The sequence below is a fragment of the Hafnia paralvei genome (genome assembly GCF_020150375.1).
Lineage (GTDB): Bacteria > Pseudomonadota > Gammaproteobacteria > Enterobacterales > Enterobacteriaceae > Hafnia > Hafnia paralvei.
In genome coordinates this window covers 1,873,939-1,885,248 of sequence record NZ_CP083737.1, presented here as the reverse complement: position 1 = coordinate 1,885,248, position 11,310 = coordinate 1,873,939, and the positions used below count along the sequence as shown (strand labels likewise).

The 11,310-nt window shown below is 47.1% G+C and carries 8 protein-coding genes; 5 read left to right on the top strand and 3 right to left on the bottom strand.

Going from position 1 to position 11,310, the window contains the following annotated elements; genetic code table 11:
• The first annotated feature begins 116 nt into the window (after positions 1 to 116).
• The 5 genes from K9N75_RS08840 to K9N75_RS08820 all read left to right on the top strand — a co-directional run bounded on the left by K9N75_RS08840 (position 117) and on the right by K9N75_RS08820 (position 7,883).
• Positions 117 to 1,850 (top strand): GGDEF domain-containing protein, encoded by a 1,734-nt coding sequence (locus tag K9N75_RS08840; RefSeq protein WP_199372099.1) that lies wholly within the window; start codon positions 117 to 119, stop codon positions 1,848 to 1,850.
• A 216-nt stretch (positions 1,851 to 2,066) separates the two neighbouring features.
• Entirely contained in the window at positions 2,067 to 3,272 is a 1,206-nt protein-coding gene (gene pncB / locus K9N75_RS08835; protein WP_008813031.1) for a nicotinate phosphoribosyltransferase, read from the top strand.
• 274 nt (positions 3,273 to 3,546) lie between these two features.
• Complete coding sequence (gene asnS, locus K9N75_RS08830; RefSeq protein WP_004095687.1) at positions 3,547 to 4,947, top strand: asparagine--tRNA ligase; 1,401 nt, start codon at positions 3,547 to 3,549, stop codon at positions 4,945 to 4,947.
• Between the two features lie 326 nt (positions 4,948 to 5,273).
• Positions 5,274 to 6,389 (top strand): porin OmpC, encoded by a 1,116-nt coding sequence (gene ompC / locus K9N75_RS08825; protein ID WP_276530426.1) that lies wholly within the window; start codon positions 5,274 to 5,276, stop codon positions 6,387 to 6,389.
• A 300-nt stretch (positions 6,390 to 6,689) separates the two neighbouring features.
• Complete coding sequence (locus K9N75_RS08820) at positions 6,690 to 7,883, top strand: amino acid aminotransferase (protein ID WP_008813028.1); 1,194 nt, start codon at positions 6,690 to 6,692, stop codon at positions 7,881 to 7,883.
• A 66-nt stretch (positions 7,884 to 7,949) separates the two neighbouring features.
• Here the strand turns inward: K9N75_RS08820 and K9N75_RS08815 are convergent, their stop codons facing one another.
• The 3 genes from K9N75_RS08815 to ldtD form a co-directional block, all read right to left on the bottom strand.
• Positions 7,950 to 8,597, bottom strand: coding sequence for an MBL fold metallo-hydrolase (locus tag K9N75_RS08815; RefSeq protein WP_130975619.1), 648 nt, complete (start codon positions 8,595 to 8,597; stop codon positions 7,950 to 7,952).
• Positions 8,598 to 8,712: 115 nt separating this feature from the next.
• Entirely contained in the window at positions 8,713 to 9,261 is a 549-nt protein-coding gene (mepK, locus tag K9N75_RS08810) for a peptidoglycan L,D-endopeptidase MepK (RefSeq protein WP_004095694.1), read from the bottom strand.
• A gap of 177 nt (positions 9,262 to 9,438) precedes the next feature.
• Positions 9,439 to 11,265: a L,D-transpeptidase LdtD gene (ldtD, locus tag K9N75_RS08805; RefSeq protein ID WP_008813026.1), complete on the bottom strand. Its 1,827-nt coding sequence runs from the start codon at positions 11,263 to 11,265 to the stop codon at positions 9,439 to 9,441.
• Positions 11,266 to 11,310 lie beyond the last annotated feature (45 nt).

Below are 11,310 nucleotides of genomic sequence, written 5' to 3'. Positions count from 1 at the left end.
GGCTATATTCTGACATAATGATTGCAACGACAGTTTCTTGTTCATTGCGCCCGCACCTGCGGTCAGCGATTTACCTAATAAGCCCCTAGACGTTCGAATCCCAGAAAACAACGCGCATGAAGCTAAAAAATCTGATCTATATTTTTACAACGGCTCTGGTGTTCTTTTTTGGTATTTTTATCTATAGCTCACTACACAAAGCGCATGTTGACTACGCAGAAAACCAACAGAATCTGTATAAAGTTAAGCGGCTACGCGAACTTACCGAAGTATTTCAATCTGCCCTGTTAGCCCACCGTCTTAAACGCATTAGTTTTATCAGTAACGCTATCACTGAGGATGAAATTCTCAATGCAGAAAAACAGGTGCGACGTCATGCCGCGGCCTTAGTGCTTTCGCCAACAGACACCCCCTCAACCGTACTCGAAAAAAAGACGCATGAGATGTTTGATAAAGCTGAAGCGCTTGTTTATAGCCTTTCGGCTAATGACAATCAGGAATTATCCGCAGTTGGCCCACTTATTCAGGCTCAACTTGATTTGAAAAGCGCATACTATATAACTGAACTTAATAAGCTTTATTTCTTATACATCTACAATACGACGCTTTCCGACAGCCACTCCTACAAGTTTATCGAAAGCATTCGTTTAAATAACCGTTTAACGCTGACTGCGACTGAATTAATCGATCAACTGGTTGATATCAAAACCGATGACGTAAAGCGCAACCGCTCTTATCTACGGTCAATTGAACTTATTGGGGTTTTAGATTCGCTACGCTCTCGAGTCGATTTTATTATTGCCACAGCCCCTGATGCGGCTCAATCCGAAGCTGCAATTGCTGATTTATCAGAGAAACTCAGTAAAAGCAGCATGCAAAAATTGACGGCCGATCTCACCAGCGTTATGCAAAGTCGCTCATCTCAGGCGTTCGATGGTTTTTACCGCTACATTATTGGTATGGATAAAGCATCCGCTGTTTTCGTTAATAGTAGCTACGATCTTGAGCTTCATGAATTACAAACCAAGATAGACCTTAGCCGTGTCCAACTATATGGCATGATTTCCCTTTGCTGGCTGCTGGCGCTTTTCATTGTGATGCCCATTTTGGTGTTCTCCTCAAAGATCAACTCATGGCTTACGCTTACCAACAAAAACATCATGAAACTCTCCAAAGGTGACCTGAATATTCAGCCCGATAATTCTGTCGTAAGCGGTGAGCTTTCAGCTATTTCTAATGCCATTAACCAATTACGCCAAAATCAAATCGAAAAACATCAGCTCGAATTAGAGAAACAACAGCTAATCAACGAACTTCTCGAAGCGTCTTCGACCGACCCGCTGACGAATATTTACAACCGGCGTAAATTCTTCAATCAATGCAGCCAAATCAAGAGTGCGGAATATCCTCTCGCTTTCTGCCTGATTGATATCGATAATTTTAAAAACCTTAATGACCGATACGGCCATGACGTCGGCGATTTGGCCCTCATCGCTTTTAGCCAGTTGCTTACACAATCACTCCCAAAAGACACGGTATATTGCCGGTACGGCGGCGAAGAGTTTGCCATCCTGCTTAAATACACCGATGTTCCCCAAGCGATGCAAATCATCGACTCGGTACGACTTGATACTGAGCTATTACACATCACTATACCGAATAAGCCTGGGGTCGGTTTTACCATCAGCTGTGGTTTGGCTCGCCTAGACGATTATAAGAATATCAATCACTCGATAAAGCAGGCTGATGAAGCGCTCTATTTCTCGAAGAAGCGCGGTAAGAATCAGGTCAGCTTTTACTCCCAAAGCGGTTTCATTAGCTTTGATGCAAAGCATAAAGACCCCAGTTAAATAGAGGCGAAACGAGACATAGCTCAAGGTATGAATATTGTACAATTGCACGGCAACTTAATAGGTGCTACTGCAAATGGCACGTTTAATCCTCGACCTATCAAATGCCATATGGTGTTATGAGGCTTCAATCTCGGGATAAACTAGGTATACTCCACCGACTTTGCCGATTATCCCGAACGTGGAATATCCCTGACGAGGATGCAGTAACGCGCCATGACTCAACATGCTTCCCCGATATTAACTTCATTATTGGACACTGACGCCTATAAACTGCACATGCAGCAGGCCGTCTATCATCGTTACCGCAACCTCACTGTCGCGGCGGAATTTCGTTGCCGTGGTGACGAGTTACTGGGCAGCTATGCCGACGATATTATTCAGCAAATCGCTTTTATGAGCGATCTTGCGTTGAGTGATGAAGAATACGCTTATCTCAGTTCTCTACCGTTTTTCAAAAAAGACTATCTGGACTGGCTGCGCGAATTTCGCTTTAACCCACAGCAGGTCGATATTCGTAATGAAGACGGTCATTTAAGTATCCGCATCACTGGCCCTTGGCGTGAAGTGATTATGTGGGAAGTCCCGCTGCTTGCCGTCATTAGTGAAGTGGTTCACCGCGATCGCTCTCCTCTGGCAACGCCTGAAATGGCGGTTGCACAGTTGCGTAAAAAGCTGACCGCCTTCAAAGCGCTGAGTGCCGATATCGATCTTGCTGGTTTTAAATTGATGGACTTTGGTACTCGTCGCCGTTTCTCACATAATGTGCAGCGCGCCATCATCGAAACATTAAAGACGGATTTCCCACCGTTAGTTGGCACCAGCAACTACAAGTTTGCTCAAGAACTGAATCTTGCGCCCATGGGAACTCAGGCTCACGAATGGTTTCAAGCACATCAACAAATTTGTCCTGTGCTAGCCAACAGCCAGCGTGCCGCACTGCAAGCATGGTTAGATGAATATCCCGACCAGCTTGGAATTGCGTTAACCGACTGCATCACCATGGATGCATTCCTACGTGATTTTGGCCCTCAGTTCGCCAATCGTTACCAAGGCCTGCGCCATGACTCCGGTGAGCCAACTGAATGGGGAGAGAAAGCCATCGCCCATTACCGGAAGCTGGGTATCGATCCTATGACCAAAACGTTGGTGTTCTCTGATAACCTCGATTTAGAAAAAGCGCTGGAGCTCTACCGCCATTTCCACGATCGCATCAATTTAGGTTTCGGCATCGGCACACGGTTGACCTGCGATATACCGGATGTGAAACCGCTAAACATCGTGATCAAACTGGTTGAGTGCAACGGCAAGCCGGTTGCAAAACTATCAGATAGCCCAGGAAAAACCATTTGCCACGATAAGGCGTTTGTCAAAGCCCTGCGTAAAGCCTTTGATCTCCCCTTGGTGAAAAAGGCCAGCTGATAGCTAATGCTGTTTATCTAAGAGATCGCAATAAATAGAATGAGGGCGTAGATATCTATACGCCCTCTTTTATTATCAATACCCGCCAACTTCCCAGAGTAAGCCAAATAATTTTTTGATTTTTTATTCAATCTCTCAATATCTCATCAAGTTCTTGCGATTTGACCGTGATTTCCTCTTGTGTCTGTTTGCGTGACAAGTAACATAGCAACATGCCCGTATTATCTGGGCAGTGGGTTATTTATCATTCAAGATCAATAAAAGAGAGAAATCTATGAGCGTAGTGCCTGTAGTCGACGTACTGCAAGGCCGTGCCGCGGTCGACACTGAAGTTACCGTGCGCGGGTGGGTACGTACCCGGAGAGATTCTAAAGCTGGTATCTCCTTCCTCGCCGTTTATGACGGCTCCTGCTTTAATCCGTTACAGGCCGTCGTTAATAATTCTCTGCCGAATTATGAAAGTGATGTTTTACGCCTGACAACCGGCTGCTCTCTTGAAGTTACGGGTAAAGTCGTTCCTTCGCCAGGCGAAGGTCAGAGCTTCGAGCTGCAAGCAACAGAAGTCAAAGTTGTGGGCTGGGTTGAAGATCCTGATACCTATCCAATGGCAGCAAAACGTCACAGCATCGAGTACCTGCGTGAGGTTGCCCACCTGCGCCCGCGCACTAACCTGATCGGCGCCGTAGCGCGTGTTCGCCACACTCTGGCTCAAGCAATCCATCGCTACTTCCATGAAAATGGCTATTTCTGGGTTTCTACCCCACTCATCACCGCTTCAGATACCGAAGGCGCGGGCGAAATGTTCCGTGTTTCCACTCTGGATATGGAAAACCTGCCACGTACCGATGAAGGTAAAGTTGATTTCGGCGAAGATTTCTTTGGTCGTGAAGCATTCCTGACCGTATCGGGTCAGTTGAATGGAGAGACCTACGCTTGTGCACTATCGAAGGTTTATACCTTCGGACCGACTTTCCGTGCTGAAAACTCCAATACTAGCCGCCATCTGGCTGAATTCTGGATGGTTGAACCTGAAGTTGCGTTTGCCGACCTGAACGATATTGCGGGCGTTGCCGAAGGAATGCTGAAGTATGTCTTCCAGGCCGTATTGGATGAACGCGCAGACGACATGGAGTTCTTCGCTCAACGTGTTGATAAAGATGCGATCGATCGTCTGAAACGTTTTGTCACCTCTGACTTTGCGCAGGTCGATTACACCGAAGCGGTAGATATTTTGCTCAACTGTGGCAAGACCTTCGAAAACCCAGTCTATTGGGGCGTGGATCTTTCTTCCGAGCATGAGCGCTACTTAGCTGAGCAACACTTTAAAGCGCCGGTGGTTGTTAAAAACTATCCAAAAGATATCAAAGCGTTCTATATGCGCATGAACGAAGATGGCAAAACCGTGGCGGCAATGGACGTATTGGCTCCAGGGATCGGCGAAATTATTGGCGGTTCTCAGCGTGAGGAACGTCTAGACATGCTGGATGCACGTTTGGAAGAAATGGGGCTGAATAAAGAAGACTACTGGTGGTACCGTGACCTGCGTCGTTATGGCACCGTTCCACACTCTGGTTTTGGCCTCGGATTTGAACGTTTAATCGCCTATGTCACCGGTGTGCAAAACGTTCGTGACGTGATTCCATTCCCACGCACCCCACGAAACGCAACTTTCTAAATAAGTAATAAAACAACATTTAAACGTTTTCATTACAAAAGAGGGGCCAGCAATGCTGGCCCCTCTCTTTTTTAAACTTAGACCCCTGTCACAAAGTTCCCTAATTTTTACAATTTGAAACACATACTTTCGTTTTGTTACTCGAATTATACTTTTGTATCATTTTCGGTGTGGATTATCAGCCTAGTGAATGGAACACTGCGATGCAGACACAGGAAGACACCATACTTTCTCTTTTAGTTCCGTAAGTGATGAAATAGTTCCGCGCAGAATTAATTTAGGCAGTGGCAGGTGTCAAAAAAAAATAACTCCTTTAGAGGGTAACAATGATGAAACGCAATATTCTTGCAGTAGTGATCCCAGCGCTGTTGGCAGCTGGTGCAGCAAACGCAGCTGAAATCTATAACAAAGATGGCAACAAGCTGGATCTGTACGGTAAAGTTGACGGCCTGCACTACTTCTCTGACGACAAAGGTTCAGACGGTGATCAGTCTTACGCTCGTTTCGGCTTCAAAGGCGAAACTCAGATTTCTGATCAACTGGCTGGTTATGGTCAGTGGGAATACAACATCAAAGTTAACAACACTGAAGGCAACGGCTCTTCTAAAAACGCAACCCGTCTGGGCTTTGCTGGCCTGAAATTCGGTGACTACGGTTCATTCGACTACGGTCGTAACTACGGCGTAATCTACGACGTAGAAGCATGGACTGATATGCTGCCAGAGTTCGGTGGTGATACTTATACCAACAGCGATAACTTCATGACCGGTCGTACCAACGGCGTTGCTACCTACCGTAACAACAACTTCTTCGGTCTGGTTGATGGCTGGAACTTCGCAGTTCAGTATCAGGGTAAAAACGGCAGTGCGACCGAAAGCAACAATGGTCGTGACTACCAGCAGCAGAATGGTGACGGCTACGGTTTGTCTACCACTTATGATTTCGGAATGGGTATCAGCGCTGGTGCGGCGTACTCTTCATCTGACCGTACTAATAAGCAAACTACTCTAGGCCGTCAGGTTAATAGTAACGTAGCTGGTGGCGATAAAGCTGACGCATGGACCGCTGGCCTGAAGTACGATGCTAACAACGTCTACTTGGCAGCTATGTATGCAGAAACTCGCAACATGACTCCATACGGCAAGAACGGTATCGCAGACAAAACTCAGAACTACGAAATCGTAGCTCAGTACCAGTTCGACTTCGGTCTGCGCCCATCAGTTGCTTACCTGCAGTCTAAAGGTAAAGACCTGAACACCAACTTATCTGGTGACAAAGATCTGGTTAAATATGTTGATGTCGGCGCGACTTACTACTTCAACAAAAACATGTCTACCTATGTTGATTACAAAATCAACCTGCTGGATGACAACGATTTCACCAAAGCTAACGGCATCGCTACTGACGATATCGTCGCTCTGGGTCTGGTATACCAGTTCTAATCTGACGACAGTCTAACGACTGTAACAGAACGGAATTTAAGGCAGAGCTTCGGCTCTGCCTTTTGCTATCGGCTATATTCCCTTGCGTTAAGCCTGTATTTTTTCCTATCCTCGCACGACGTTTACTCCCCTATTTTCCTCTCCCATTTCCCCTTTTCTTCTTATTTTTGGTGCTTTTATCGTCATTGAAGCGTTCAGGTAACAACTTTGTATTCTTTTTGTGGCAAACGGTTGGCAAGCCTGCGACGTAGCGGTAATCTGAGGGCTCTCTGGCTCAACTCGACACATGGAAGCCCCTACATGTTTGAAAATATCCCAGCCGCACCAGCGGATCCGATTTTAGGTCTTGCCGATTTATTCCGTGCCGACGCCCGTACCAATAAAATCAACTTAGGTATCGGTGTTTATAAAGATGAAACAGGTAAAACACCGGTGCTGACCAGCGTTAAAAAAGCTGAGCAGTATCTGCTGGAAAACGAAACCACAAAAAACTATCTGAGCATTGATGGTATTCCTGCTTTCGCGACCTGCACGCTGGAATTACTGTTTGGTAAAGAAAGCCCAATCATTCAGGACAAACGTGCGCATGCCGCCCAAACTCCGGGTGGTACCGGTGCTCTGCGTGTGGCTGCTGATTTTATTGCGAATAAAACATCAGCTAAGCGAGTTTGGGTAAGCAATCCAAGCTGGCCTAACCATAAAAGCGTATTTAACGCCGCAGGGCTCGAGGTGCGCGAATATGACTACTATGATGCCGATAACCATCAACTGGACTTCTCTGGCCTGCAAAAGAGCTTAGAGCAGGCTGAAGCGGGTGACGTAGTGCTGTTCCATGGCTGCTGCCATAACCCAACCGGTATTGACCCTACGCCAGAACAGTGGGAAGCGCTGGCTGAAATGTCAGTGTCCAAAGGCTGGCTACCGCTATTTGACTTCGCTTATCAGGGCTTTGCCAATGGTTTGGAGGAAGATGCTCAGGGTCTGCGTATCTTCGCCGCTAAACATGATGAACTGCTGGTTGCCAGCTCTTACTCGAAAAACTTTGGTTTGTATAACGAACGCGTGGGCGCTTGCACATTGGTTGCCGCCGACAGTGAAACCGCAGACAAAGCCTTCAGCCAAATCAAAGCCACGATCCGTGCGAACTACTCTAACCCGCCGGCTCATGGCGGCTCAGTGGTAGCAACCATTTTGGGTAACGAAGCACTGCGTACCATTTGGGAGCAAGAGTTGACCGATATGCGTCAACGTATTCAACGTATGCGTCAGCTGTTTGTTAATACCCTGCAAGAGAAAGGGGCTGAGCAAGATTTCAGCTTCATCATCAAGCAAAACGGTATGTTCTCTTTCAGCGGTTTAACCAAGGAGCAGGTCATCCGCCTGCGCGATGAGTTTGGTGTTTACGCCGTGAACTCTGGCCGTGTGAACGTAGCAGGGATGACGCCAGACAATATGGCGCCATTGTGTGAAGCTATTGTCGCCGTGCTGAAATAATATTACCTCAGCAACGCAAAAGGAGCCTTTCGGCTCCTTTTTTATTTACGGCGAGCGACATAGCAACTACCACACCGCGGGCTCATCGCACACAAACGGATTCGTCTGACGCTCTTGACCAAAGGTAGACATAGGTCCATGACCAGGAATAAAGGCAACATCATTTCCCAGAGGCCAGAGTTTGGTTTTGATAGAGTTAATCAAGGCCTGATGGTCACCACGCGGGAAATCACTACGCCCTACACCACCGCTAAACAAAACATCGCCCACCTGCGCTAAGCGCGACTCTTCATTGAAGAAAATCACGTGGCCAGGAGTATGTCCGGGGCAATGAAACACCTGTAATGTTTGATACCCTACCTGCAACGTATCACCATCGTTAAGCCAGCGCGTTGGCGTCAATGGGTCACAATTGGTGAAACCAAACATTTTGCTTTGTGCAGGTAGCCCTTCAAGCCAAAACAGATCGTCTTCCTGCGGTCCATATATGGGTACATTCAAGCTCTTCGCCAATTGTCCTGCCGCTCCAACATGGTCTAGATGACCGTGGGTGAGCAGTATTTGAGTCACCGTTAAGCCAAGCGCTTCCACTTCACGCAAAATTTTTGCAGGCTCACCGCCCGGATCGACGATAGCGGCCTGATGTGTATCTTCACACCATAGCAGAGTACAATTTTGTTGAAATGCAGTGACAGGAATTATTTTATATTTCATCGTTGCCTCAATACCTTGCCCACAATGATTTATCACAATAAAAAAACACGCCGGCAAAGGCCGACGTGATGGATGTCTTTAGCTCTACCGCTAATAATACCTGCTTAGCAAAGTATTACCAATTCCTGACAGGGCCAGTATCAATATGAACAAAATTACTGCGCGGATAATATCCAACGCCACCCGCACGCATTTTCAATGCGGCTTTACGAATATTCGCTAGCTGAACGCCTTCAATATGGAAATCCATCGCTTGGCCGAGAGTATGGTAACTATGCTTAGCAACACCACTGCCACGCTCACGTAATTCACTATTTGTACGTGGAGAACGATATCCAGAAATAAGCTGAATAGGTTTGCGCGTACCTATCATCGCTTGTAAGCGGAATATTTGATCGAATAAACGAGGGTCAATACGTTTAACTTTATTCGCACGATAGTCGCGGAATAAATGATTGAGGCGAGCCAGCTCTTCTTGAATATAGTTTTTGCCGTCGAAAAACTCGGCTTTGAGTTGCTCACCGGTATTTAAATTATTCAACACTAAAATACGCGGACGCGGTGTAGAAAGCGTTGCTAGCGCTTGCCCAGGCAGCATTGCCATTCCCATAGCAACGCCACCTAAAGCTAACCACTTGCGACGATGAATATTGATTGGATCCATGAGATGTTTTTACCCGGCAAAGTATCTAAAGATCACGCATTAAAGCGCACCGTCAGGCACCATAACCGCCATGGATGATCGAGTCAACCCGCTTCCCGCCGTGCCCGGCGGGATATCACAGAAATTTATGACTCGCAGTTACATCATCAACAAAACAACGTTATTGCTAACTACTTGCTAAAGCTGAAAAAGACGTTCAGCTTGAGCTGCTACTTTTGCCCCAGAACGGACGGTATCATCATAATTGTAAATATCTGTGCGGAATTGCGGTTTTCCATCTTCAGAAACCCACGCGGTCAGATAATAGAGACGAACCGGTATACGATGACGAATTGGCACATATTTCGTATTCCCCTCTTTTAATGCAGATGATACCCGTGCGTCATTCCAGCCAGCATCTTGTAACAACATATTTGCTAGCGTTGATGCTTTATTCACACGGACACAACCCGAACTTAAAGCACGGATGTCTTTTTCAAACAATCCATGATTCGGTGTGTCATGCAGATAAATAGCATCCTGACTCGGCATATTAAACTTGTAGCGACCTAATGAATTATTAACGCCTGGCGCCTGCTGGATACGATATGGAAAATTACGCGGCGAAACTGATGCCCAATCGATCATATAAGGATCGACAACTTCAGCATCATTACTCCAACCAGAAAACAGACGATATCCATGACGTTCAAAATAGCCAGGATCACGCATCGCTTTAGGAACAATGTCTTCGCGAATAAGCGTGGTTGGGACATTCCACGGTGGATTGACAACCACGTTATTCAGTTCACTATTCATCAGCGGTGTTTTACGCGTCGGACGTCCAACGATAACGCGTGAAGTAAGCACTTCAGTACCGTTTTGGTAGTAAATCAGAGAGTAGTTAGGAATATTAACCATAATGCCGGTATCGACTTCTCCCGGCAAAATACGCAGTCGCTGAATATTTAACGCCAGTAACGTTGCTCGTGTTTGCGGTGAAACGTTCAGCCATTCACGAGTACGTTTGCCAATCACTCCGTCACTCGCAAGGCCCTGCCACTGCTGGAAACGTTTCACAGCTTCGACTAACTCAGGCGTGTATCGATTGTCCGTAGCTGAAACAGGCATTGTTTTCGCCGGTGTTGCCTCTGGCGTTGGCTGCTGCGTCAACTCTGATACCGCAGTGGTCGAAGGACTGATTACCGCGTTAGGTTCCTGACTTGCAGGCGATTGCAGCGGCTGAGCCTCTGGTACTGGTGTCGGCGACTTAACATTTCCCTTTTCTGTGAGCATCCCCGTTCGCTGTAAAACCTCACGCAGAGCAGGCATATCTGGGCTCAAATCGCCGGGTTTTAAGCTTGGACCATCGTTGACGGTTGGCCAAGGACGAGTATCCGCCAGCAAATCTTTTAGCGCTTTATGCATAGCGGCATATTGTGGATGTGACGGTGCCAACGATTGAACAAACGTGGCCAAGCGACCATCACGCACAGACAGTTGCCAGTTATTAACCAACGTTGCTGGAGGCTCCGCTATAGCGTAAGGCACCGAACTATACAGCCAGCTTCCTTTCGTTGCACTTACGCCTGAAACAAACTGAAGATACCCCAGCATCGCATCGGACAGTACAGCGTCACGCGCCATATCTTTGACATCTGGGTTAACAAGCGCCTGCACCCATTGAGTAAACTGCGGTTGTACGCCAGAAAGCGCGACTTCAGCTAATTGCTGCTGAAATTGCTGCACGGCGGCACGATCCTGCCACATCGGCTGCATATGATTAGCAGCATAAAGAGAGGAAAGCTGATTTAAATAACGCAGCGATACTCCCTGCGGAAGCTGTGATATCAGCGTAGAACGCGACTGAGGTACACTCATGGTCGCTACTGAAACCGCTGGCTGCGTTACAGGCTGTGTGACGACCTCTGCGTGAGCAGGCATCAGGCTCATCGCCAAAGCACTCATCGCCATTGAACCACCGACAACCATATGGCCTAGACGGAATCTGTTATTCAGCACCATCCCTTGCTCCCTTGTTAGCTCATTGGCTCCGACTTTCGGAACCTT

Coding starts and splice junctions, on each gene's coding strand:
- K9N75_RS08840 (WP_199372099.1), top strand. CDS start 117: ATGAAGCTAAAAAATCTGATCTATATTTTTACAACGGCTCTGGTGTTC.
- pncB (WP_008813031.1), top strand. CDS start 2,067: ATGACTCAACATGCTTCCCCGATATTAACTTCATTATTGGACACTGAC.
- asnS (WP_004095687.1), top strand. CDS start 3,547: ATGAGCGTAGTGCCTGTAGTCGACGTACTGCAAGGCCGTGCCGCGGTC.
- ompC (WP_276530426.1), top strand. CDS start 5,274: ATGATGAAACGCAATATTCTTGCAGTAGTGATCCCAGCGCTGTTGGCA.
- K9N75_RS08820 (WP_008813028.1), top strand. CDS start 6,690: ATGTTTGAAAATATCCCAGCCGCACCAGCGGATCCGATTTTAGGTCTT.
- K9N75_RS08815 (WP_130975619.1), bottom strand. CDS start 8,597: ATGAAATATAAAATAATTCCTGTCACTGCATTTCAACAAAATTGTACT.
- mepK (WP_004095694.1), bottom strand. CDS start 9,261: ATGGATCCAATCAATATTCATCGTCGCAAGTGGTTAGCTTTAGGTGGC.
- ldtD (WP_008813026.1), bottom strand. CDS start 11,265: ATGGTGCTGAATAACAGATTCCGTCTAGGCCATATGGTTGTCGGTGGT.